This is a genomic window from Desulforhopalus singaporensis (genome assembly GCF_900104445.1).
Classification (GTDB): domain Bacteria; phylum Desulfobacterota; class Desulfobulbia; order Desulfobulbales; family Desulfocapsaceae; genus Desulforhopalus_A; species Desulforhopalus_A singaporensis.
This window is the reverse complement of the sequence record NZ_FNJI01000021.1, coordinates 53,203-77,275: the sequence shown is the minus strand read 5'-3', so window position 1 is coordinate 77,275 and position 24,073 is coordinate 53,203. Positions and strand designations below refer to the sequence as shown.

20 protein-coding genes, 1 tRNA gene and 1 pseudogene are annotated in these 24,073 nt (G+C 50.6%); 11 read left to right on the top strand and 11 right to left on the bottom strand.

The window, feature by feature from the left end:
* Window positions 1-9 precede the first annotated feature (9 nt).
* The 8 genes and pseudogenes from hypA to BLQ17_RS14385 all read left to right on the top strand — a co-directional run bounded on the left by hypA (window position 10) and on the right by BLQ17_RS14385 (window position 7,553).
* Window positions 10-363 carry a hydrogenase maturation nickel metallochaperone HypA gene (gene hypA, locus BLQ17_RS14425; RefSeq protein ID WP_092224060.1) on the top strand — a complete coding sequence of 118 codons (354 nt, stop codon included), beginning with the start codon at window positions 10-12 and terminating at the stop codon, window positions 361-363.
* Window positions 363-1,031: a hydrogenase nickel incorporation protein HypB gene (gene hypB, locus BLQ17_RS14420; protein ID WP_092224058.1), complete on the top strand. Its 669-nt coding sequence runs from the start codon at window positions 363-365 to the stop codon at window positions 1,029-1,031. The genes hypA and hypB overlap by 1 nt, the downstream gene beginning before the upstream one ends.
* A gap of 179 nt (window positions 1,032-1,210) precedes the next feature.
* The gene (locus tag BLQ17_RS14415; protein ID WP_092224057.1) at window positions 1,211-2,314 is read left to right on the top strand and encodes a 4Fe-4S binding protein; all 1,104 of its coding nucleotides are present in this window, start codon (window positions 1,211-1,213) and stop codon (window positions 2,312-2,314) included.
* 219 nt (window positions 2,315-2,533) lie between these two features.
* Entirely contained in the window at window positions 2,534-2,785 is a 252-nt protein-coding gene (locus BLQ17_RS14410) for a helix-turn-helix domain-containing protein (protein ID WP_092224055.1), read from the top strand.
* Window positions 2,786-4,111: 1,326 nt separating this feature from the next.
* Window positions 4,112-4,351, top strand: a complete 240-nt coding sequence (locus BLQ17_RS14405) for a hypothetical protein (RefSeq protein ID WP_092224053.1) — start codon at window positions 4,112-4,114, stop codon at window positions 4,349-4,351.
* Between the two features lie 74 nt (window positions 4,352-4,425).
* Window positions 4,426-5,898, top strand: coding sequence for an APC family permease (locus tag BLQ17_RS14400; RefSeq protein WP_092224052.1), 1,473 nt, complete (start codon window positions 4,426-4,428; stop codon window positions 5,896-5,898).
* 606 nt (window positions 5,899-6,504) lie between these two features.
* Window positions 6,505-6,714 (top strand): hypothetical protein, encoded by a 210-nt coding sequence (locus BLQ17_RS23850; RefSeq protein WP_092224083.1) that lies wholly within the window; start codon window positions 6,505-6,507, stop codon window positions 6,712-6,714.
* A pseudogene (locus BLQ17_RS14385) lies at window positions 6,626-7,553 on the top strand (ISL3 family transposase). Before BLQ17_RS23850 ends, BLQ17_RS14385 begins: the two are co-directional and overlap by 89 nt.
* Before the next feature lie 210 nt (window positions 7,554-7,763).
* Here the strand turns inward: BLQ17_RS14385 and BLQ17_RS23705 are convergent.
* The 7 genes from BLQ17_RS23705 to BLQ17_RS14345 form a co-directional block, all read right to left on the bottom strand.
* The gene (locus BLQ17_RS23705; protein WP_092224044.1) at window positions 7,764-7,973 is read right to left on the bottom strand and encodes an FmdB family zinc ribbon protein; all 210 of its coding nucleotides are present in this window, start codon (window positions 7,971-7,973) and stop codon (window positions 7,764-7,766) included.
* Between the two features lie 202 nt (window positions 7,974-8,175).
* Window positions 8,176-8,517 (bottom strand): thiamine-binding protein, encoded by a 342-nt coding sequence (locus BLQ17_RS14370; RefSeq protein ID WP_092224043.1) that lies wholly within the window; start codon window positions 8,515-8,517, stop codon window positions 8,176-8,178.
* A 158-nt stretch (window positions 8,518-8,675) separates the two neighbouring features.
* A tRNA-Phe gene (locus BLQ17_RS14365) sits at window positions 8,676-8,751 on the bottom strand.
* Window positions 8,752-8,835: 84 nt separating this feature from the next.
* On the bottom strand, window positions 8,836-9,603 hold the full coding sequence (locus BLQ17_RS14360) for a hypothetical protein (RefSeq protein ID WP_092224042.1): 768 nt from the start codon (window positions 9,601-9,603) through the stop codon (window positions 8,836-8,838).
* Between the two features lie 138 nt (window positions 9,604-9,741).
* Window positions 9,742-10,578: a carboxylating nicotinate-nucleotide diphosphorylase gene (gene nadC, locus BLQ17_RS14355; RefSeq protein ID WP_092224040.1), complete on the bottom strand. Its 837-nt coding sequence runs from the start codon at window positions 10,576-10,578 to the stop codon at window positions 9,742-9,744.
* Between the two features lie 14 nt (window positions 10,579-10,592).
* Window positions 10,593-13,262 carry a valine--tRNA ligase gene (locus BLQ17_RS14350; protein ID WP_218121806.1) on the bottom strand — a complete coding sequence of 890 codons (2,670 nt, stop codon included), beginning with the start codon at window positions 13,260-13,262 and terminating at the stop codon, window positions 10,593-10,595.
* Between the two features lie 159 nt (window positions 13,263-13,421).
* Window positions 13,422-14,516, bottom strand: coding sequence for a deoxyguanosinetriphosphate triphosphohydrolase (locus BLQ17_RS14345; RefSeq protein WP_092224038.1), 1,095 nt, complete (start codon window positions 14,514-14,516; stop codon window positions 13,422-13,424).
* A gap of 406 nt (window positions 14,517-14,922) precedes the next feature.
* On the opposite strand from BLQ17_RS14345, the gene tpx reads away from it, so the two are divergent.
* Window positions 14,923-15,423, top strand: coding sequence for a thiol peroxidase (gene tpx / locus BLQ17_RS14340; RefSeq protein ID WP_092224036.1), 501 nt, complete (start codon window positions 14,923-14,925; stop codon window positions 15,421-15,423).
* A gap of 87 nt (window positions 15,424-15,510) precedes the next feature.
* Window positions 15,511-15,996, top strand: a complete 486-nt coding sequence (locus BLQ17_RS14335) for a methylated-DNA--[protein]-cysteine S-methyltransferase (protein WP_092224034.1) — start codon at window positions 15,511-15,513, stop codon at window positions 15,994-15,996.
* Between the two features lie 4 nt (window positions 15,997-16,000).
* Here BLQ17_RS14335 and BLQ17_RS14330 read toward each other — a convergent pair whose 3' ends face one another.
* Genes BLQ17_RS14330 through BLQ17_RS14320 form a run of 3 tightly spaced genes read right to left on the bottom strand, consistent with a single transcriptional unit; the run spans window position 16,001 to window position 20,128 of the window.
* Complete coding sequence (locus BLQ17_RS14330) at window positions 16,001-17,029, bottom strand: alginate O-acetyltransferase AlgX-related protein (RefSeq protein ID WP_092224032.1); 1,029 nt, start codon at window positions 17,027-17,029, stop codon at window positions 16,001-16,003.
* A complete protein-coding gene (locus tag BLQ17_RS14325) occupies window positions 17,013-18,713 on the bottom strand; it encodes an alginate O-acetyltransferase AlgX-related protein (protein ID WP_092224030.1) in 1,701 nt (566 codons plus the stop codon). The genes BLQ17_RS14330 and BLQ17_RS14325 overlap by 17 nt, the downstream gene beginning before the upstream one ends.
* A complete protein-coding gene (locus BLQ17_RS14320; protein ID WP_092224028.1) occupies window positions 18,713-20,128 on the bottom strand; it encodes an MBOAT family O-acyltransferase in 1,416 nt (471 codons plus the stop codon). Before BLQ17_RS14320 ends, BLQ17_RS14325 begins: the two co-directional genes overlap by 1 nt.
* Before the next feature lie 394 nt (window positions 20,129-20,522).
* Here BLQ17_RS14320 and BLQ17_RS14315 point away from each other — a divergent pair, with 394 nt between their 5' ends.
* Entirely contained in the window at window positions 20,523-21,956 is a 1,434-nt protein-coding gene (locus BLQ17_RS14315; protein ID WP_176761244.1) for a PLP-dependent transferase, read from the top strand.
* Window positions 21,957-21,997: 41 nt separating this feature from the next.
* On the opposite strand, the gene BLQ17_RS14310 is transcribed toward BLQ17_RS14315, so the two are convergent.
* Window positions 21,998-24,073, bottom strand: coding sequence for a LamG domain-containing protein (locus BLQ17_RS14310; protein ID WP_092224024.1), 2,076 nt, complete (start codon window positions 24,071-24,073; stop codon window positions 21,998-22,000).

The window sequence follows — 24,073 nt, the reverse complement described above, 5'->3', positions numbered from 1 at the left end:
GAATATCACATGCACGAACTTCAGGTAACAAAGAGAATACTCGACATTGCCTTAAAGCACGCACAGGCAAGTAGGGTAAATAAGGTACTGGCCATTCAACTGAGGATAGGTGCAATGAGTGATCTTGAAGACCAATGGATTCAGAAATATTTTGACCATCTAAGCAAGAACACCCTTGCTGAAAATGCCAGGCTTAAAATCGAAAGAGCCCCTGCTGTCATGAAATGCAACGACTGCGGACATTCTTTTGAAGTTAGTATCAAAGAAATCGATAAAATACAGTGTCCTGAGTGCGCCCATGCGTCGTCACTCACTTTCATATCCGGCAGGGAATATTATATTAAAAATCTGGAGGCGATTTAGTGGAAAATATAAGATTAATTGAAGTCAAGGAAAACATCCTGGCTGATAATGATGTTGTAGCCCAAAAATCAAAATCCAGGCTAAGCGATGAAAAAACCTTCCTGGTCAACCTGATGGCCTCACCCGGTGCCGGCAAAACGACCCTTATCCTAAAAACCCTTGAAATTCTGAAGAATCAATTCAGAACAGGCGTTATAGAAGCGGACATTGACTCAATGGTAGATGCTGAAAAAGTTGCAGCCCAAAACATTACCGCAGTTCAGCTGAGAACCGGCGGGTTTTGCCACCTGGATGCCTCTATGGTTGAAAATGGGCTGGACAACATGGATCTGGATAAACTCGACCTGGTCATCATTGAAAACGTGGGTAACCTGGTCTGCCCTGCCGAATTTGATACCGGGGCCATTAAAAACGTCATGATTCTGAGCGTTCCCGAAGGAGATGACAAGCCCCTTAAATACCCCTTGATGTTTTCAGTGTGTGATGTGCTTCTCGTGAATAAGATCGATTATCTGCATATGACGGATTTTGATCTTGAGGCCATGCGCGAAAGAGTATTGACGCTTAACCCGAAAATCCGGATCTTCGAAGTATCGGCAAAAACTGGAGACGGCATTGAAGCCTGGGCAAGTTGGCTGGCTGACGAGACAACCTCTTTTATAGAGTAATGTTTTCGCCAAGAATTTGATTAGGGTCTTACTTCAACGGCGCACCTCATTGGGTTATGATCATGCTCCCGAACAGTGAGCGATGCCGCTAGGTTCGATCTTACATCCATCGCATGAACCGATGTGGTGACTGACCGACTGAAAACGATGGTCTCATAAAATCAAGCGGAGGTATAAACATGAGCAATGATGTTTACAAAAGACTGGCAGCAAAGCTAAATGAATATCCCCAAGGTTTCCCCCCCCATCCTGAGGGTGTCGAACTGAAGATCCTTGAAATGATTGCCACGCCCCAGGAAGCTGAAATAATGCTCCTTTTCCCCAAAAAAGCCGAATCAATAGATAGCATAGCAAAGAGTATTGGTAAACCTGTTGAGGAATTGCAGGCGATTACAGATGAAATGGTCATGAAAGGACAACTTGAAACCACCAAAAAGAACGGCGTACAAATGTATTGGATGCCTCCCTTCGTGGTTGGTCTGTATGAGTTTTTCTGGCTCCGAACAGACAAGAGTGAAAGCGAGCAGAGAAAATTTTCGGAACTGTTCGAATCATGGCTTAGCCATGCTGACTCACTGATGACTGTCGTAGGGTTGCAACCACCATATTTCAGGGTGGTTCCCGTGGAGACTGATGCCGCAGGGGAGCAACAGGTGCAAGCTTATGAGGATATTCGTCAGGTCATTGAAGAATCCAGGTCGTTTCAGGTACAAGATTGCATGTGCCGGAAGCAGCAGCGTATGGTTGGTAATAACTGTGGTCACTCCCTGGAGACATGCCTCCATATGAGTAAAGAAGTCGGCGCGTACGACAAGTATCCGGAATTGGGTAAAATTATCTCCAAGAAAGAGGCGTTGAAAATTATTGACCAGACTGAGGAGGAAGGGCTGGTTCATATGACCTACAACGTTGTGGAAGGACAGACGTTTGTCTGCAATTGCTGCTCCTGCTGCTGCGGGATGCTCCGTGCCATGAAAGAGTTCAAGATCCCCACCGCATTTGCAAAAAGTAATTATCTGGCCACAATTGATCCGGATTCCTGCACGGCATGCGGGATATGTAGAGATGAGCGATGCCCGATGGATGCTATTGTTGAAGAGGGCGGCCAATACCTCGTACTTGACGAAAAATGTATTGGTTGCGGGGTATGTTCGTTCACATGTCCGGTAGAAGCCATAAGCATAGTTCCAAAGATCGGTGCCCAGTGTTCCACACCACCCGACGACAAAGAAGATTGGACCCGGCAACGCGCTGCAGCTCGTGGCGTTAGGCACATAGAGTAACCGACAGTTATCCTAAAATTTCAATCCCCGTCCTGATGGGGATTGAAACTGACCACGCGACACATTTTCAGACTGTTTTAAGCTGCGCCATACTTGAGGTCTAATCTTCACCAAACAGTTTCTTGCACATACTTGCGCCTTTAACTACTTCGGTCAATCCTTCTTAAGGCAAATATTAACCTGGCGGGCATTTAGGTTCTTTTGCGGTATACTCTTTCTATGAAAAATACAGACGGAAGAAACCTTTCAAGAGAGGTTCAACAACATAATCGAAATCTAGCCATTCACTTGTTTCAGGCCGGAAAGACCCGGAAGGAAATAGCTGAGATTGTATCAATTCACTACAACGTCGTGTGTCGATGGATTCGTGCATGGCAAAAAGGTGGTGATCAGGCTATTGAACAGCTGGACCAGGGAAAATGGTTTTTTCAAAAAATGATCGACTGGCATAAAAAATTACTATTGTTTTAAAGCACTATATCTTATATAGTGCTTTTCAGTACTGATACATCAGATATCTAACATCAGACATCAGGTGTTTCGCACTTGCAGGTTTGAAGCATCGTTAACAAAAAAGAGCACAAATGGATCTTGATACTGCACTGTTAAATCTTGATACCGGATTATTAATAGCCTTGACCGCCATTGCTTTCTGTTGTTTTTTTTCACTCAGTATTATTGAGGAAGTCAAGAAAAAAAGCATACAAAGAAGAGGAGTTAGGCCGCATAGAAAGAGCTGCGCGTGTAAAGAGGTTATATGGCAGATTGTAGTGTCCCACAGGTCAGAGATTTTGCGAGAGGTCTTATCTTGTGGAACTAATCGGTAACCGGATGAGCCGACTTTAAGCTTCGGGGGGCTCGTTATGGGCTATTAATGTTTTGCACTTGGTCGGCAGGTATAAAGTGGCTACACAAGCCGTAGCTCTTTTGAATTTGAGCTCTTCTATATCCTACGTATTATTTCACCGGAGGCATGTACAATGACGGAGAATCTGCCGTTTGTCGGATATCCTCACCCCATCAAGTGCAGTCTATCTACGCCTTTGTATCGTTTAATACATGGTTGAAAAAACTGATATACTGAAAAAAGAACTGGTAGCGCACGTCAGGCCAAAGATCGGCCCCTTTGCCACACCGGCAATAATCCAGTGAGCGGATGACCTACCAAAAAACCGTTCTGGGAAGATCCTGATAAGAATCCTGAAAAAAAGTCGCGGTCGGGGATTTTGATAAAGGTTCACTGGGAGATACCTCGACCCTGGCCGACCATTCAATTGTTGATAGTGTGATTCAAGAAGCAAGAGAGATTCAAGGCAATTAACACCGGATGCAGCCCTGGATTCCGATGGAATATACATCAACCGGGTATCGCCCGTATGAGTCTAAATAAGCCGCTACGGTGCACAAGACACCATAGCGGCTTATTGTCGAGGGCTGACAATGGAATGTATCAATTTAAAATGGTTCATCCGGCAAACGAGTACCTGGTACGGTGAAAAGAGTTGAAAAATAGACATGACATGATGAAGGTTGTTTGGCGACCAAACAACCTTCAACCAGATCCCAAAGGACTCATGTCATGTTTACCTCTCTACTATACCATGCATTCAACACCCGAGGTGTAGAATATCGAGCAACCAGGTACATTGGAAATTGTATCATTATACAAGCGGAAGTTCGGGCGGATCAAAGATCTTGCTCAAGCTGCGACAGCAAAGAGGTGATTTTCAAAGGGAGGAAAAAACGTTGTTTCACATGCCTCCACTTGGTTGCAAGCGATGCCATCTGGAACTTATAATGCTCAGATTCTGCTGCAAGAGTTGCGGAAGCCTCTTTTTGCCCAGGCTGAAGTTCATGGACGGCAACAAGCGCTACACAAGGTCCTTCGGGCTCACTGTTCTGGAATTGTTACAGTATGGCACGATCAAGGATTTTGCCAACTATCTCAATGGAGACCGGGATCTTGTGAAAAGAATCCACAAACAGAGCCTCAAGGCAATCCAGAAAAATCTTGAACATGGAGTATTTCAAACGTAAGCGTTCACTAGCACCCCATCTGTGCACATATGGAGCACTGCTGAACGGTTACGAAACGGGAAGGGGAATTTTACATGACACAGGAAAAGAGGGTCGTCCTCGAAAAATCAATCAGCCCGGTCGGTGTTCTGGCACTGGCTATCGGATCCATCATTGGCTGGGGAAGCTTCATTCTACCCGGTACCATGATGGAGCAAAGCGGTCCCGTAGGAGCTGCCATCGGCATTACCCTTGGCGGTCTCGCCATGCTGGTCATCGCCAAGAGCTATGGATACATGGTCCAGAAAGTGCCTGTTTCCGGCGGGGAGTTCGCCTATGCCTATAACGGTTTCGGCAGGTATCACGCTTATATCTGCGGCTGGTTTTTGACGCTCGGATACCTGAGCATTGTTCCATTGAACGCTACGGCGCTCTCGCTTCTGGCGAAATTTGTGGCCCCGGATGTTTTCGCCAGAGGATATCTCTACACCATCGCAGGATCAGAAATCTATGCCGGGGAGGTCGGGCTTGCCTCAGCCGCAATCATGATCTTCGGATATCTGAATTACCGGGGATCCAAAGCTGTGACAAATGTCCAGGTATACATGGTCGGCCTTCTCGTCGCAGCGGTGTTCCTCATTGCGGGTGGTGCGGGCTTTACTGATATATCATCGTTTACACATTTGACGCCAGGGTTCAATCCTGAGGTTCCGGCCATTGCCGGAGTCGTCGGCATCCTGGCCATCGCCCCCTTTCTTTTCGTTGGTTTTGACACCATCCCCCAGGCTGCAGAGGAGTATGACTTCCCACCTGCCCGGGCAAATTTGCTGATCATGGTCTCCATCATTGTCGGCGGACTCATGTATATCCTTGTCCTGCTCGCCACCGGAGTTGTCTTCCCCTGGCAGGAGTTGATCGAGGCAAAACATGTCTGGCCCACCGGTTACGCCATGCAGGCTGCCATCGGCAAGGTGGGGATCTGGTTTTTGGTAATAGCCATCTCCATGGGGATCTGCACGGGCATCAACGGGTTCTATATGGCCACCAGCCGCCTGCTGTTCTCCATGGGACGGGCCAAGGTGCTCCCGGCCTGGTTTATCGGTGTGGACGAGAAGAGCGGTGTCCCCAAAAACGCCGTTCTCTTTACAGCGGCCCTGGCTCTGATGGCACCCTGGTTCGGCCGCAATGTCATCATCTGGGTCGTGGATATGGCGGCGCTGGGGACAGCATTCGGTTATATGTACACCTGCTTCGGCGCCTACAGGGAGACAAAAAAGGCTGACGGAGCTGAAGTGGAAATACCCATTAAAAGCACCACGGCGCTTATGGGCGCCCTGGTCTCTTTCGGCGTTCTCCTGCTGCTCTGCGTGCCGGGAAGCCCGGGTTTCATGGCAGAAGAATCCTGGTACGCATGCGGAATATGGGTGATGATGGGCGGGTTGTTCTACCTCTCCCAAGCAAAAAAATACAGCTCCCTGACCGATGGGGAACTGGACTATCTTATCCTGGATAAAAGCAGGGACGTTTCAGGTGATGATCTCGTTTCCTATAGGGAGTTGAGAAACTGAGCCTGATTCGTTGATGATCATTCTTTTCCTCCCGGAAACGGTATCCGGGAGGACGCTCATGAAAGAGCAGACTTACTCTTTTTCTGCCAGTTCCTCATAATGGCAATGCCTGCACTTGCGCCGATTCGATCCGAATCTGGCATCTATCATCTTTTTCACGTCAACCAGAGTCTTGATGCCTCCGGCCCCCGATTCCCTCATATTCTGGTGGGCATTTGGCCAGTCAAAACGAAACAGCCACCTATCAAATCTCGCTAAGTTCCTGTTGCAATTTACACTACAATCATAACTGCTATTCCGTGCACCTTTACGCCATTTCCATGGTGGAACAGGATCTGAATCACCCCACAGCCCAATCTGGCTCTACCTCAAAGAAGGGGGATGAAAAAGTTCCCGTAAAGAAAAAAGGCATACCAGATAATTTTGGTATGCCCCATAAATTGATCAAATTTCCGACCAAAGAAAGGAGATCAATTTATGGAAAGATTATTAACCGGGCTGACTGACTTTTCAATCAAAAAGGTCATTACTCTCAGGCCAGCCTGTCTGTAAGTCGTCTATAACAAAGACACTGCGTGCCCCAGGTGTAGCAGCTCAGACAAGCGTATCAATGCAAGTTTTTGGAGGGATATCAAGAGCACTCCACAACAGGGTCGGCCTGTAATCCTGCGGATTCTGTGCCGCAAATACCATTGCAGACAGTGTGGACGGTATTTTCAACACCAGGATGAATGGAATCAAAAAATGGAACCGTTCTACGGAGCCCCTGAAAAGCAATGTGTTTTATACATGCAGCAGAGGGTTTTCAAACGCTGATGCAGCCCATGAAAGCGGAATCAGCGTTGCCTCTGTGGAGAGGTACTACCACCAAATGGTGATGCAGAAAATCAGCCATCAGAAGAATCGCTTGTGTCCGAGGTATATTGGCATAGACGAACATCGATTCAGCAAAAAAATCGGATTTGTTACGACATTCTGCAACCTTGAAAAACATAGAGTCTTCGATATCTCACCTGGACGAAGTGAAGCGGAGTTACTGCCATTTTTAAAGTCACTGAAAGGGCGTAAAAGGGTCAAGGTGATTTGCATGGATATGCATGCCCCATATCGAAAGATGGTGAGAAGGTGGTTCCCAAACGCCAAGATCGTAGCCGATAGATTCCATGTTATTAAGCTCATCAATCTTCATTTTGCAAAGACATGCAAACTCATTGATGAAGAGAATCTTGCCTGGGGACGTGGCGGACTCATAAGGATAATGTGTACCAGATCAGAAAATCTAAGCAGCTCTAAAAGAGAAAAACTTGAGCACTACCTTGAAAAACAACCAGCCATCAAAAGTTTATGGCTGTTTTCCCAGGACCTGGCTGATCTATTCAGGAACAAAGGCAAGAATCCCCCGGCATGCAAAAAACTGATTCATGATCTGTTAGAAAGAAACGAGATGCTTCGGGCCAGTCCTTTTCGACCGATGCAAACGCTTGGAAAGACCCTGATGAACTTGGCTGAACCCTGTGGTTCGAATGTTTCGTTTCTATAGAAGCAATGGAATTCTAGAAGGCTTCCATCGAAAGATGAAGCTTATCCAACGAAGAGCTTACGGGTTCAGAAACTTTGAAAATTACCGATTACGGGTTAGAGTGCTGTGCGGATAAAAAAGGATAGAAATTTGATCAAGCTACATGGGGCCTATAAAGCACATCCCCTTTCTTTGGTGGAGACCCGGAAAGAGTTCAAATTGCGCCAATTATCGATACGAACTAACTGGTAATCGAATTGTCTGCAGGTTAATCCATGAAACAAGTAAGATTGAACTTTATGAAAATTTAGTCCGTGAAGTCCATCCTGGATTCCAAGAATTATCGTCAGGAAAAACCAGATTTACAGGCTCCACCGGAAAGTGCCTCGATAGGAATATTGGTTGTAATTTTAGTCGCATAATCGATCTGTGAAAACACCCTCTTAACATCTTGGCTGCCACATGCACCACAGGTGACTGAATCGGCATCTGTGGAAGTAAATATTTTATCAAAAACCTTTCCACACCCATTGCAGGAAAATTTGTAAATAGGCATTTTATCAGCAGGATATTATTTGCTTGAACACGATTTTCTATTTTGAGGAAGAATTCGCCTGGAGCATTGCTTGGCCGGCAAATGACATATCCCCCTTCTTTAGTGTAGCCCCCTTCGACGTAAAGCAACTCAATGGGCAATAAAAAAACAGCGTGAAGCAGATTTTAAATCGATAGCCAGGGGCAAGTCAGGAACACTTGTACTACTCCTCCACAAACATATAGTTTGCTAGTGTGACTCCGCGATGATAAGTGCAAAAGGTATCTGTCGCCTCGGACGTTCTGCTGTGTATCTTTATGTTGGTAATAACCTCCAGGGCACCTGAATCGTAACAGGCTTGTTGTGCGGCTTTTACGATATCCAGCAGCTGGTTGAGTTCACCCTTCATAGTTGTCTCCATCGCACCCACCTGATATGGCACATTGGCATTTTTGACAACCTCAATCGCTTTATCAACTACTTCAAAGTTGTTTCCTTCTTTCAATCGGGGGATTACCTGGAACGCCAGGAAGACTTCTTTCTGGGGATGTTTTGGTTCAGTCATTTTTCCAATGTGTAGAGTAAATTGAGGGTTATTATTTCCTGAAATATTACAATTATCAAAGGTTGTACAGGAGTTGTACAAATAGAACCTTAATTGTTTGCAACAAAAAAGGCGGTTATAGCATTAAGCCATAACCGCCTGAATTGTCTTATCAAAACTGGTGCCGGGACCAGGAATCGAACCAGGGACACACGGATTTTCAGTCCGTTGCTCTACCGACTGAGCTATCCCGGCACCTCGTTTGGAGAGGACTTTTTAACCGACTTCGTGTTTCGTGTCAATAGATTTTCTTGTTAATTTTATATTTTTCTTGTTTCCTTACTTGTCGTCCTTTTCAAAAGACAGTCCGCCAAGATCGAGATCGAAATCGAGATCGTCATCCTCGATATCCTTTTTAAAAGAATCATCAGCTGAGTCAAGCTCCAGCGTGTCGGCGAAGTCTATATCGTCAAGGGACAGGGGCGCCTCCTGCCTGAGAGGATTGTCCTTTTTCAGCTCTTCTTCAAGGTCTCCCAGGGCAAGATCAAAATCCAGGTCATCAAACCCCTTTTCCAGTTCGAGGACTTCATTGTCAGCTTGTGATCCTTTTGCCGGAGGCTCAAGATCCGACAAATCGTTCAACTCTTCAGGTACCGACAGGACAGACGGTTCGTCGGACAAATTTGCCTGTTCAGGATCATCATCGCTGTCGAGTTCATCCTCTTTTGTCATGTCGAACTGGCTCAGGTCAATCTCTATGCCTTCGTCATCGTCTTCAGACGACGACTCGATCGTGATATCAAGATCATCCTGTTCCTGCTGGTCAAAGTTAATTTCACCTTCTTCGCCATCTTCAGACTCGTCGTCAGCCATGAGAATTTCAAGATCCTCATCAATGTATTCTTCAGGGTCGACAGCCCCGGCCATAGCACTATCTATTTCGATGCCGATATCCCCGGCAACCTGATCAAATCGCAAAAACGCCGGTGCCGTCTTCTTATAGACTGTTCCGCCGAGACTTTCTGACGCTCCCCTGATGTTCTTCTTGCACTTCAAACACTCATCCAGGAAATCAAAGGAGATGTATCCGCATTTCGGACAACGCATGTATATTTAACCTCTATCGGGCTGAATTAGGCGGTTTCAAACACAAACAGCTTCAACGATACCACAACCTCACTATGGCACATATCCGCTCCATTAATCAAGCACAATTTGCTAGGCAGCTCTCAGCCTAAAATCCAGTTAAAAGGACCAATCCATGACAATATTACAACCAAATCCCGGATGAGTTAGCGCCCCTGCGGAAATGATATCAACGCCCGACATGGCGACCGCTTCCACGTTTTCAAGGGTAATGCCTCCCGAAGCCTCGACCAGGGCCCTGCCGTTGATCAAACGTACCGACTGGGTCATCATTTCAGGGCTCATATTCTCGAGCAGAACGATATCGACACCGCAGGCAAGGCTCTCTTCCACCTGGGCCATGGATTCGGTCTGCACCTCAATTTTGATGGTGTGGGGAATCCGCAGCCGCACCATTTCCACAGCCCTGGTTATTGAACCGCAGGCGGCTATATGGTTGTTGTTTATCAGGACTCCGTCACTGAGATCGAACCTGTGATTGTATCCGCCACCCACCCTGACGGCATATTTCTCAAGCAGCCTCAACCCCGGAGTAGTCTTCCTGGTGTCCGTTATACGGACAGGATAGACTTTTGTTTTTTCTATAAACTGTGCAGTTACGGTGGCGATACCGGACAGTCGCTGCAAAAGGTTCAATGCCACCCGCTCGGCCTTGAGCAGGTCGACAACAGGCCCGTTGACCGTCAGCAGGATCGTGCCGGGCATGGCGACGGTTCCGTCGGCAACCCCGTCTACGGCAATCACTTGCGGATTCTGCACCTTGAACACTTCGGCCGCCACCGCTTCTGCTCCGGCCACGGTGAAACTGTTCTGGGCAACCAGACGGGCACTCCCCATATCATGCTCGGAGAAAATCGATTCGCTGGTCTGATCGCCCCTTCCGACATCTTCCACCAGGAACTCACTTATCATCCGGTGCAGATAGTTCTTATCCATTTTCGCCGGTCCGCTTATGCCATGTTGTTGAGCCGCTCTTCCGCCTCTGTGATTTTGGCGAGCTTGGTTTCAAGATCAGCTTTTTCCTGACGGACCTTGTCGACAACCGGCCCGGGCGCATTGGCGAGGAACTTGTCGTTGCCCAGTTTGCCGTCAACCTGCTTCATCTTCGCCTCAACCTTCTTTTTCTCCCGCTCCAATTTGCCCAGCTCGGCCTCTACATCCACCAGCCCTTTCAACGGAACAAATATCTCAATGTCTTTGAAGATATAGGTGGCGGCATCGGCGGGTTTTTCGGCTTCATGGCTCACCGTAAACCGTTCAAGCCTGGTCATGTCGGAAATTGCCGCCTCAAACCCGGAGATAAACTCAACAGTCTGTTGATCGCCACACAAGACCATCGCGGAAATCCTGGCGGAAGGATGCACGTCGGCCTCGGAACGGATATTTCGGATACCGGTTATAATCCCCATGAGCATCTCCATCCTGCCCACCGCATCTTCATCTTCCCAGTCGGGCCGCAGCTCGGGGAAACTGGAGGTAGCCAGAAGAGGACGCGCTCCGGGGAGCGCCGACCAGATCTCTTCAGACACAAACGGGGTTACAGGGTGGATAAGCTTGAGGACGGTTTCAAGTACCGCCAGCAGAACGCCCTGCGCCTGCTCTTTTAATACCTTGTCCCCGCTGAAGAGGTCAGCCTTGATCCATTCGAGATACCAGTCACAGAATTCATGCCAGATAAACTGGTAACAGGCGGACGCCACATCATTGAACCGGTACTCGTCAAGCCCCGCCCGGACCTCCCTGACAGTTGCCGCTGTGCGGCTGAGAATCCATCGGTGTGCCAGCGGCAGTTCCCGTGGTTTTTCGGCAACCGCGGTCACGTCCGGTTGGCAATCGCTCACATGCATAAGAGCAAATCTTGCCGCGTTCCATATCTTGTTGATGAAATGGCGATAGCCCTCAATGCGGTCCTCGTCCAGCTTTATTTCCCTGCCCTGAGCCGCAAAAGCCGTCAGGGTAAAGCGCATCGCGTCGGTTCCGTACTCCCTCATAACCTCCAGCGGATCGATCACATTACCGGTGGATTTCGACATCTTTTTGCCGTGCTTGTCGCGAACCAGCGCATGGAGGTAAACATCCTTGAACGGAACTTCATCCATAAAATGAATCCCCATCATCATCATCCTGGCAACCCAGAAAAACAGGATGTCGAAGCTGGTGATGAGCACCGAAGTGGGATAGAAGGTCTTGAGTTCTCTGGTGTTTTCCGGCCATCCCATGGTGGAAAACGGCCACAGGGCAGAGGAAAACCAGGTATCCAGCACATCGGTTTCCTGATGCAGGTCGCTACCGCCGCAGTTTGGACAACTCTGCGGATCTTCCGCCTCGACAATCAACTCACGGCAGCCCCCGCAGGTCCACGCCGGGATCCTGTGCCCCCACCAGATCTGCCTGGATATACACCAGTCGCGAATATCACCCATCCAGCTGTAAAAAGTATTGTACCAGCTCTTGGGATAGATGTTGATCCGGCCTTCACGAACCGCCCCAACCGCCTTGTCCGCAAGTGGTTTTACCGCCACGAACCATTGCAGCGAAGTGGTCGGCTCAATCACGGTTTTACAACGGTAGCAATGACCTACGGCGTGATCGTACTCCTCTATTTTCTCAAGAAATCCGAGACGATCCAGGTCCGCGACAATTTTTTCCCGGCACTGGAACCGGTCAAGCCCCGCATACTCACCCGCTTCCTCATTCATGATACCTTTATCGTTCATAACCTTGAGATGCGGCAGCGAATGGCGCAGGGCGATCTCGTAATCGTTGCGGTCATGGGAAGGGGTCACTTTGAGAGCCCCGGTTCCGAATTCGCGGTCAACGTGTTCATCGAACACCACCGGAATGGTTCTTTCCGTGAGCGGCAACTTGATCCCGATCTCGGCCAGGTGGTTGTAGCGTTCGTCCTCGGGATGCACCGCAACCCCGGTATCGCCAAGCATGGTTTCCGGCCTGGTCGTTGCGACAACCACATGGCCGGATCCGTCGGCATAGGGATAACGTATATGGTAGAGCTTGCCCCTGGTATCCTCGTGATCGACCTCATCGTCGGCAAGCGCGGTAAGGCAGCGGGGACACCAGTTGACAATATAATCCCCTTTATAGATCAACCCTTCCTTGTAGAGACTGACAAACACTTGTCGTACCGCCCTGGACAACCCCTCATCCATGGTGAACCGCTCCCGGTCCCAGTCACAGGAGGCGCCCAGCTTCTTAAGCTGGTTGATGATGGTGCCGCCCTTTTCCTCGCGCCACCGCCACACCTTTTCAATAAACGCATCGCGGCCGACATCGTCCCTGGTCTTGCCCTCCGTGGCCAGCTGTCGCTCCACCACGTTCTGGGTGGCGATCCCGGCATGATCGGTGCCAGGCAGCCACAGGGTGTTTGCGCCTTTCATCCTGTGGTAGCGCACCAGCACATCCTGCAGGGTATTGTTAAGTGCGTGCCCCACATGAAGAACCCCCGTCACGTTGGGTGGCGGGATGACTATTGAAAAAGACGGCACCCCGCTTTCCATTTCGGCACGAAAGCTCCCCTCTTCCTGCCACCGGTCAAGCCATTTTTCCTCGACTTCTGAAAAGTCGTACCCCTTACTCAACAGTTTTTCTTCTTTTATGGTCATAATTCTGGTTATTTTTTTATTGTTTGAGAATACCGCCCGCTTATTGATCAATGTTGGCAGTGAAAGTAACTACGAACCACGCCGAATTCAACAGAAAATGGCCGACACCCTAATTTTAGGGTAAAAAGAGGATAAGAGGCGGGGGCAGGACAGCCGCTGTCACCTGACGCTCCACGGTTCAGGAAGAAATATTTTATGGTATACCGACAGCGCGTACCTGTCGGTCATACCGGCAACATAGTCACAGACCCTCCGGTGCGCTGTCCGTTCGTCATGCCAGTTTTCCCTGTCGACATTATCCTCCCATCTGCCGGACACAATGCCGACCAGGCCGTTTTCCAGAAAATAATTGTATAAATCTCTGATTATTCTCTGGGCTTTGACAAACTCGTTATGGACCCGGTAGAACGTATAGACGTTGTCATAAAGAAACGTACGCAGCTCGGTTATCGCCTCAAGCATCCGGTCACTGATATGAATATGGCCGTCATCCGCCGTCAACGTTTCAACGATGAGATCCCTTACCATTGCCCCGATACGTTTGGAGTGCCGCTCGCCCACCACTTTCCTGATCTTTGCCGGGAGCTCTTTTTCCTCTATGATACCTGCCCTCAGGGCATCATCGAGGTCATGATTCACATAGGCGATTATGTCCGCCAGACGCACCACCTGGCCTTCAAGGGTCACGGCGATCTCCGATCTGTTTTTCGGCAGAATATCAGACCTCCCCTTTGAGTGGCGGACGATCCCGTTGCGCACCTCGAAAGAGAGATTGAGGCCCTTGCCATCATTTTCAAGAAAATCGACAACCCGCAAGCTGTGCACGTAATGCCTGAACCCTCTTGGGTGCAATTCATTAAGCGTCGCTTCCCCGGCGTGGCCAAAAGGCGTATGTCCCAGGTCGTGACCGAGGGCTATGGCTTCGGTCAACGGCTCGTTGAGACAGAGTGCAGAGGCAATGGTTCGCGCTATCTGTGAGACTTCTAGCACATGGGTAAGCCTGGTTCGATAGTGATCCCCGGTGGGGGAAAGAAAGACCTGGGTTTTGTGCTTTAACCGTCTGAACGTTTTGGAATGGGTGATACGATCACGATCGCGCTGAAACGGCAGACGCAGATCCTCGATCTCTTCCTGCTCTTCAACCTTCCGGCCGAAGGAGTTTTTATTGAGGGTTGCAAACGGTGAAAGGATCTCTTCTTCTCTGTCTTCGAGCTGCTTTTTTATCGATTTCCCGATAACCGGTACAAATGACATTTTTCTTTGCTGGCTGATTTAATCCAACATGGCAATTATCACTGTTTTTTTGCACATGCGCTCAACGTACCTCTCTGTTTTAACCATGCCTCACTCATGATTTCAACGGTTTACCGATAGAATCTCCTTAACCGGTCATTTTTTTCGCCAAAGGTGGTGACAAAGCGTAAAACCAGCAGGCGCAAGAACACCGCCTCAAAAAAACGTGCATTTTCCAGCGGCCTGCATGATTTTTTAAAAAAAGAACTCCCTGTCTTCTAAAACCGCTCGGATATTATTTCCTCCCACCGCTTGACAAGTGTACAATTGATAGAAATTACTATCGTTATCATGGCGAATAATTCGCACTGGATTTCATCGATTGAGCAGGTGCTGGATAATCCCCGAACAACAAAAGGAGAAGACAATGGCCAAAATAACTCTCAAAGGCAATGTAATAGACACCGCGGGGTCACTTCCCGCCGTTGGTACCGTTGCTCCCGATTTTACAGCAGTCAAGACCGATCTCTCGGAAACCAGTCTAGGAAAATATAGAGGAAAGAATGTCATTCTCAACATCTTCCCTTCCATCGACACAGGAGTGTGCGCCGCGTCTGCCAGGCGCTTTAACGCTGAGGCGTCAGGCAAGGACAACAGCGTGGTGCTGTGTATTTCGGCGGACCTGCCGTTTGCCCACGGCCGCTTTTGTGAAGCCGAGGGTCTTGATGACGTCATCCCGGTGTCGATATTCAGAAACCCGGATTTCGGAGATTCCTACGGCCAGACCATCATCACCGGCCCTCTCGCCGGACTGCTCGCGCGGGCCGTTGTTGTAGTCGATCCGGAGGGAAAAGTCTGTTATACTGAGCAGGTTCCGGAGATCGGCCAGGAACCCGACTATGAGGCAGCCCTGAAGACTATTGCCTGATAGTGTTTTTTTTAGATCACCCGTGCGGCAGTAAAAAATCGCCGCACGGGGAGCACAAGACAGAAACCGATTCGAGAAACAGACAAGATGCGCACCTTCTGCTATTATAACAGCCCCATAGGAACCCTGCTGCTGGTCGGCAGCCACGGCCGTCTTGAACAACTGCATTTTCCCAACAGTATAGACAAGGCCAACCCGGAACAGGACGCACAAGAAGACGACACCCCGTTTGCAAGGGTGATCCTTGAGCTTGACGAATATTTTGCCGGCAAAAGGCGGGTTTTTACCATCCCCCTGACCTTGAAAGGGACCGAATTCCAGCAACAGGTTTGGCACGAACTCACGAAGATTGGCTACGGTCATACCGCCAGCTACAGCGACATCGCCAGACGGTTGGGCAAGCCGAAGGCGTACCGGGCGGTGGGGCTTGCCAACGGCAGAAACCCGGTACCGATAATAATACCCTGCCACCGCATAATAGGCAAAGACGGCTCCCTTGCCGGGTTTGGCGGCGGAGTGGAAATCAAGAAGCAGCTGCTCGACCTGGAGAATCAGGCGGAGACCAATCGGTAACCGCTCAAGGCGCCACGGGGATCTCTCGCCAGCCTCCGCTGCCGGTAAAGTCCCTGGCGGCAAAACACCAGATCATCACCTTCTTGCCCTTCAAATAGTCGCCCTGTTTTTTCGACCGCTGGTAAAACTTGATTCTTGCTGGGGTAACTCCGGAACCGCGAACGCCCAGCAGGTCGACGGCAAAGCCAAGCTCTTTTGACAGATGGTCAAACAAGCCGCTGCCCTTTGCATGGAGATCACCTCCTGCACTGAACACCAGGGTGTGGCTGTCGCCCAGCAGTATAACCGGACTGGCCGGATCGCTCTCGATCCCCTTACCGGTCTTCTCTTGAGTCACGACCGCAAGATCGATCTCCTCGCCCTGCCCCTGCCCACCCGACATCTGCTGCAAATCCCCCTGGATTACAGCGCTCTGGGAAGACACCCGGTAGCTTGTTTTGGGATAATCATCATACCAGTCGCTTTCTTTTATTTTCTGGGCAGCTTCTTTGGCAAAATAGGAGAGCCCGGTAACGGAGAAATGGGTATCCGTCCGGCAGTAGAGTTTCTCCTTGTCCGGGTCGTCGGCCCGCAGCAGCGGGATCAGATCTATGACACTCACCCCTTCTTTTTCAAGAAGTCTGTAAAATTCTTTATAGACTGCGAGATCCTGCTCCACTGAAGCCGGGTCGACGGAGGCGGAGACCTTATCCGAATAGATAAGCGCTTTCGGCGGCACCGGCATCAGGTAAAGCTTGATTCCCTGTTTTGCAAGCAGCTTATTGTATGCAACAATGGCCGGAACCGGATCGGCATACTCCTTTTTTCTGGTACGAGTGGCCGCAGGAGCATTTTCGCCCCAGAATGGGCCCGCACCGATGTGCTGCAGCTCCTCCTTTAAGAACAGCCAGCCTTCTTCACCGGCCACCACGCTGGTACCATCGTCAGTTGCCGCAAGCTGTCCGCACACTTCCCTGAATCCCGGCGAAGCATAAACGGTAACAGCTGTCAGCAGAAGAAAAACAGTACACAGGATCTTAAATAGTTTCATCATCGCTCAATACCCAGTTAGGCAGTTCTAGTTCCATCATTTCATCGTCAAGCGGACTACGCCTGTAGCTGCCGTATTTCGATTCCACATCATCCCAGGACCCCAGCAGCAGCTCTACCCGGTCGTCAGGTCGCAGAGCGCCCAGACGGGTAAGCTCGTTGTCGATCATGCCAAAGCCATATACCAGGGCCTGCTCGCCATCCAGGTTTTGTTCACCCGACTGCAGATCGACCAGGTGGATGGTGGTGATGTTGTCACGATAAGGCACCGAACCGGGCCGCGGCGAAGCGGAAATCGCCGCTACCTTCCCGGTCACCTTTACCCGCTCGCCAGGATCGACCACATAGAATTCGCTCTCGTTCTGTGTACCGAGATGAAGATCGATCATCTTCCAATCACCCAGCGCCAGCTCTCTCTCGGCAAATTCCCACACAACCAGTTTCTTCCCGGCTAGACGATCCCTTCCACGCAACAACTCGGTTGCAAGCATTTCTCTTGTTACATATGCGCCATTGTCGTTTCGCACCAGAGTATCTACCGGCGCCTGGAGATTGTAGCTCAGATGCTCGGCAAAACCCGCGCCAACTCCCCACCCCAGTCCTTTTTGTGAAAAAATATTGGTAAAGGAATCACCCAGAAGTAACAATTCGGCACTGTTCTGCGGCTGCCAGAACTCACTTCCTTCACCGATCACCTGGTTCAGTTCAACCGACTGACCCGCAAAAAAAGATGAGTCTGCAGGTAAACGAAGCATCTGTGCGATATCGCCCGTGCCCCGGTGCTGTTCCTGTTCCAGGCGCAGGGACAGTTTTTTGGTTGTGATAACTTTTCGTGTCTCGATAAAATCGCCCAGCGCCTTTGCCACATGTTCCATTGCCCGAGGCCGCCAATGGGTATCGGTCTTCAGATAGATATCGGGATATTGTAAACCAAAATCACGCAGGACCTCGGCCACATCAAAGTAGAGTACCCCGGCCTCTTGCAGCTGCCGCTTGAATTCTTTGAGCGAACGATTTTCCAGAGGAAGCCGCAGCCGCCCATCGCTGCCCGCCCCACTTGACCGCTTGCTGAGCCTTGATATCTCAAAAGACGGCTTGACCGGAACCGGGACGACAAGCAGTTCGATATTACGGGCGGCAAGCTGTTTTTTGAAGTGGACAATTGCCGCCACCGGATCGGGCTGCACCGGTTTTTCCCACAACTGGCTTCCCTGCTCCCTGAGCCGCAGCTGTTCCCGGCTGAGAAAAGGTTTGCCGTACAGCGCTTCGACGCCCGGCCGATAAAACAACCAGCCCTGCCTGCCGACGACCACTTTTTCGTTCCCCTGGCCAAGATAACGAAGATACACGTACTGCAGCGGCGGCAGAAATATGTTTCTGAGAAAGCTGTCGTCCTCAAGAGAACTTTCCAGCAGGTCGATCTTCTTCAGTACCAGGGCGTTGAGGTTTTTTGCTGCCGATACAAACCCGGAATCCCCCGCACCATCTCTTCGTTCACCAAGCCCCTGCAGCAACGCCCCCCCGGCAGGCAGCCTGAAACCGTCCAGACCGTACTGCACGGCGGGAACAAGAAAAACAAAGCTTAGAAAAAAGATCGTCAGGAACCGGGCCGCCGCCTTGCTTACAGCTGTTGTACCAACCTCTATTCCGGCAATCTCCTCCCGGCTTAACCTTATTTTCCGCATCATCAAAAGTTAAAGTAAATAAAGGGATTGTATGACTGCATGCTCAGCACCGCAGCTGAGACCACAAACACTATAACAATAAGCGGTATTTTACGATAAGACAACTCTCTGGTCCAGTCCCAGGTCTGCGGGCATCCCCAGACAACCAAGGCCCCAAGAGACATCGCCATCAAATGATAAGGCGTGTACAGCATGCCGTCAAGCAGCAGGGAACTTGCCGGGACACTTGCCACCCCGAACATCGAGGCGAGGTAACCAAGCGCGTCACCCAAAGTTTCCGCCCTGAAGAACACCCATGCGACAAGTACCAGCACAAAAGTCAAGCCGATCCTGAGGGCCCGGGGCAAAGCGTGATAAACGGGTTTTCTGCCAAAAAGTCTCTCGCCGCCCAGAAGCGTTCCGTGAATAGCCCCCCAGATGACAAAATTCCACGAAGCGCCGTGCCACAACCCGCCAAGCAGCATGACAATTGCCAGGTTGACAGCTGTCCGGACAGACCCGTGTCTGTTTCCTCCCAGGGGGATGTAGAGATATTCCCTGAGCCAGGTTGACAGCGAGATATGCCACCGGCGCCAGAAGTCGGTGATCGATTCCGAGATGTACGGCGAGTCAAAATTCTTGGCAAAGACAAAGCCGAACATCAGCCCCAGACCTATGGCCATATCGGAATATCCGCTGAAGTCGAAATAGATCTGAAAAGCATAAGCGCAAATCCCGAACCATGCATCCAGCCAATTGAGGGAGCCGGCACCAAAGGTTATGTCGGCAATCCTGCCGCAGGAGTTTGCCAGCAGCACTTTTTTCGCCATGCCGAGACTGAAAAACGCGACGCCTCGGGAGAATTTTTCCACCGAGTGTACCCTTGTGGCAAGCTGCTGGGCTACCTCCTGGAAACGGATGATCGGACCGGCGACAAGCTGCGGAAACATGGAAACGAAGCAGGCAAAATCAAGAAAATTCGTTATATGGCGCGCGTCGTTGCGGTACACGTCTATGGTGTAACTCATGGACTGAAATGTATAGAAGCTTATCCCCAGGGGCAGCAGAAAAGTAAGCACCGGAACGGCGTTGAAATTTTCCCCGCCGATAATCCCGAACAGCTGGTTGTAGCTCTCAAGGGCAAAGCCGGTGTACTTGAAAAATCCAAGCAGCCCCAGGTTCGTCACAATGGAGAGAACAAGTGCCCCCTTTCTCAACCGCCTGTGTTCACTTCGGCTCTCGCCTATCACCAGGCCGCAGCAATAATCCACCAATGTCGAAAACAGCATCAACAGGATAAAAAGAGGATTGGACCAGCCGTAAAAAATATAGCTGAGAAAAGTCAGGACGATGTTCTTCCACCGCCGCGGCATGCCGTAGTAGAAAAGCAGGCTTAATGGAAGAAAATAGTAGAGAAATATATGGGATGAAAAAACCATAAAGCAAAAAATACAGTGGTATCGGAAATAGATTAAATCACGTCACCGTAAACTTTTTCACTAAAGTGTACAAGAAAATTCGACCCCGATGCGCGCCGCCTGCAGTCCCAACCTATCATCCTGGGGCAGGGCAATTTTTCAAGGGCCGGATCAGCAGACGACCGCGAACAGACAAGACGGCCCACCAGACTATTTCACGCCCCCTTAGACGAAGTTGAACAAAACAGAGAGCTTTAAAATAAACGGTTACAAAACATTCGGGCACGGACGGTAGTCCGATTAATTTTACCAAACCAACTCTTTACCCTTGACCGTAAATTCACGCCTGACATACCATAATAGAAGAATGGCAAAGCTTGTTTTCGTCTTTTTTAATGAATTCCGGAGCGTCACCATGGCTGACAATGAAATTCACATCACCCCAGGAATGCAGCGGTACATCGACCAGAGCAAAAAGGATCTGGCCGACAGGACACAATATCTTGAGCAGGTTGTAAAGAAATGGAAATTCGACACCATCGCGGTCCATGGCCTCTATTCGGTCCACGACGCCCTGAAAAACCATCAGGGAGCCATAATCGAACCGATTTTTATGAGTGCAAGCCAGGCCTATGCCGATTCCGACGAGATGGCAGCAGCGCTCGCCTACAAAATCCCCACCTGGTGTTACTCGCGCATCGCCAACCCTTCGACCTACTATTACGAATGGACCCTGGCGCTGCTTGAAGGATACGGTTTTGACGGGACCACCTCATGCTGTTCCACCTCTTCAGGAATGGCCGCCATCAGCACGGCGGTGCTGCCGTTCCTGCAGTTTCGGGACAATGGTTCCGGTCCGCCGAACTTTGTCGCGACCGCACAGTGTTACGGCGGTACCTTCCAGCAGTTTACGGTGAGGTTGATGCAGGAAAGAAACATCGAATGCCGGTGGGTAGCGGATGCCACCGACCTCAGCCAGTGGGCGGAAAAAATCGATAAAAACACACGGTTGCTATACGGTGAACTGCCGTCCAATCCGCAACTGGGTTTTTTTGACGTCCAGGCGGTCGCCGACCTCGCCCATAGCCATAATCTGCCGTTGATCTGCGACTCGACCGTGGCGACACCGGCGCTGTTAAGGCCGATATGCCACGGAGCCGATATCGTCGTGCAGTCCGTTACCAAAAGTCTCAGCAGCGGCGGATTCGGCATCTGCGGAGCTGTGATATCGCGCAAGAACATTGTCTCCAACATCGGCGACGACGGCCTGCTGGAGGATTTTGCACTCAACGTTAAATTTCTCCAGAACCGGGATCTCGGCCCCAATCTGCACCCGGTGCAGGCGGTGATGGCCTTAAACGATATGCGCACAATCCGCTCCAAGATGGATATGATGAGCCGTTCCACCGAAAAAGTCGCTGATTTTCTCGCCGACCACCCTGGTGTTGAATCGGTGCAGTATCTCGGCCGTACAGACCACCAGCATCATGAACTTGCAGCACGATATCTCTGGCTGGTTGACGCAGAACATGACGACCAGTACAACAGAGCCGTAAACCGTTACGGCCACCTGATGTCCTTTTGCGTAAAAGGCGGGGCTGAAAAGACCAGGACGGTGTTCGACAACCTCCAGAGAATCTGGCGGGCAACGGATCTTGGCAGGATAAAAAGTGTCGCAACCATCCCGGCAATCTCCACCCATCAGCAGCAGGGTGAAGAAGGCCGCGAGTTGGCAAAAATCCCGAACAACATGATACGCCTCTGTGTCGGCGCAGAACATCCCGATGACATTATCGCGGATCTGGACCAGGCACTGGCAGCGTTAACGAAGATTTATCCGGTTGCCTGACCCGAAACGAACCGCCCTGACAACAGGATGCGCCGCCACCCTCACCGCCGCAGTTCTGTGGCGGGAAGTCGATAGTACATATCAAGGTCGGGTTCAAATACATCCATCATCTGTCGCTCACCTTCGAGTTCCGGGTGCAGGTCGAACTTCTGCAGAAACAGACGTTCGGTTTCCGACTCCTCCGGGTACTGCTTGACTATTTTCCGGTCAAGAACCGCCCACTCCGCCACAAGAATCTTTTGCTGTTTGTATTCTCCGGCGATTACCTTCTGCACCTCGTAACTATTAACCACAAGGGCCCGGCGATAGGCACCTATGGAATCAGGATCCGGGATATCGGTCGTCTCCAGAAGCTGTGCCTCGACCACAAGAGACGCAGGCTCTTGCAGCGGTTGCTGTTTCTTGGCTACCATAGCATGACCAGCCTCGATTTCACCACCGCTCAACCGCCGGTTATGGACAGCGAGGCTGGAAATTTTTCCGCTGAACCGCCCTTGCATATCACCGGCAACCAGTCTGTCCACCCTGCTGAAAGCGCCGAACCCGGCAGCAAAAACTTTTTCCCCGGCCGATTTGCCGTCGATAAATAGTTCGGCTGTCAAGCCGTCAAGGGTAAGGCTAACACTGATTGGGCCCGGGCGGTCGAGAACCGCAGGCCATACGACAATCTGTTCGCCCTGACTGGCAAAACGTCCGACAAGTACCAGTTGGTCACTTTCCTGCCGAAGTTCGAGCAAAAACCCGTCGCTCCCAACAAGGGAAAAAATCGACGCCCGCTGCTTTTTCTCCGGGTATATGACAAGGGATACCGACGCGTTGCCTGAAACGGCGAGCGATTCGCCTATTTTCTTCCCCCCGTCAACAGTTTCTCCCCAGCCGCCGTCCGCCAGCAGGCTGTAGTCTCGTGCGAACAGCGCATTGCCGCGCAGCTCCAGGTTGCACTGATAAAATCCAAGGGGACTGTCCGCAGTGAGTTGATTCTCTGCTTTCATGTTCTCCCAGGCAAAAACCGCCGCTTCGGGTGCCACCGGCCAGTGATTTTTTTCCACCTGCAGGACTTGTGTTTCTGCTGCACGTACAAGATTCTCCCGTTCACCACCTTCAATCCACATTTCGGGATAAAAATCGGCGCGGCCATTGTGCGTCAGCTGCAGCCAATCCTCTACACTCTGCACCTTTTCATCGAACCGGCCGACATAGACCTCGACGTTCTCACCGCCGCCGCCTACCCTGTTGCCCCCCTCGCCCTTTTCGTAGGGACCGGTAAGGACGAAATAGCGAGGGTGATTGGACCAGCGCGGATGGTACACCTCGAGATCCCTGACTCCGGGGGCGCTGCTTATATTCACCATCCAGCTGTCTCCGCTGCGCACATCGTGGATCTGTACATTCCGGTGCAGACCGTCAAATATCCAGAGCAGCTTGGAGTTGTCAGGGCTAAGCGACGACCAGCATCCCCGGCCCAATCTTTTAAAGCTTTTTTCATCGCCTTGCAGAACCCCGCCGTGAGGCCACGGGAACAGGCCGCCGATCACCTCTCCGTCCCGAGAAAGTTGCAATGATGACCAGGCGATGTCCGATTTGTCCCAGACAAGCTCTCTGTGGTGCGGCCTGTTAAGGGGAAAACGGTACAGAGGCTGCGAGGTGCCGTACTTGTTTTCCTTCTGGTTCCCGTCAAAACAATAGATCCAGGTGGTTTTCCTGCCAAAGAACCAGCCCGGCTGCGGATCCTGCCACACCGCAACGGCGACCCCGCTGCCAAGCTCCTTTTTTTTACCGCTGGCCCACTCGACCAGATATATCTTTCGCTGCAGCCGGTCGGAAACGATGACATTGTTGCCATCAGGAGTAAACAACGGTTTAAAATAATTAGACTTACCGGCAACCAGAGGTCGTTCCCCCCTACCGTCAACCGAGTCGTACCCGTAGAGCATCAGGTTGTCGGACCTGCCGAAGGTGTCTGATCCATCCCCATGGTCCTGGACCCACACCACACGACTGTGTCTTCCGGTCCACTCACCGAGGTTTTTTCCCCCTGCCTGAACCGGGCAGACCGCGAGACCGCTTGCAAAAAACAGAATACAACCAACCACAACTGTGAATAAACGATTATTCAT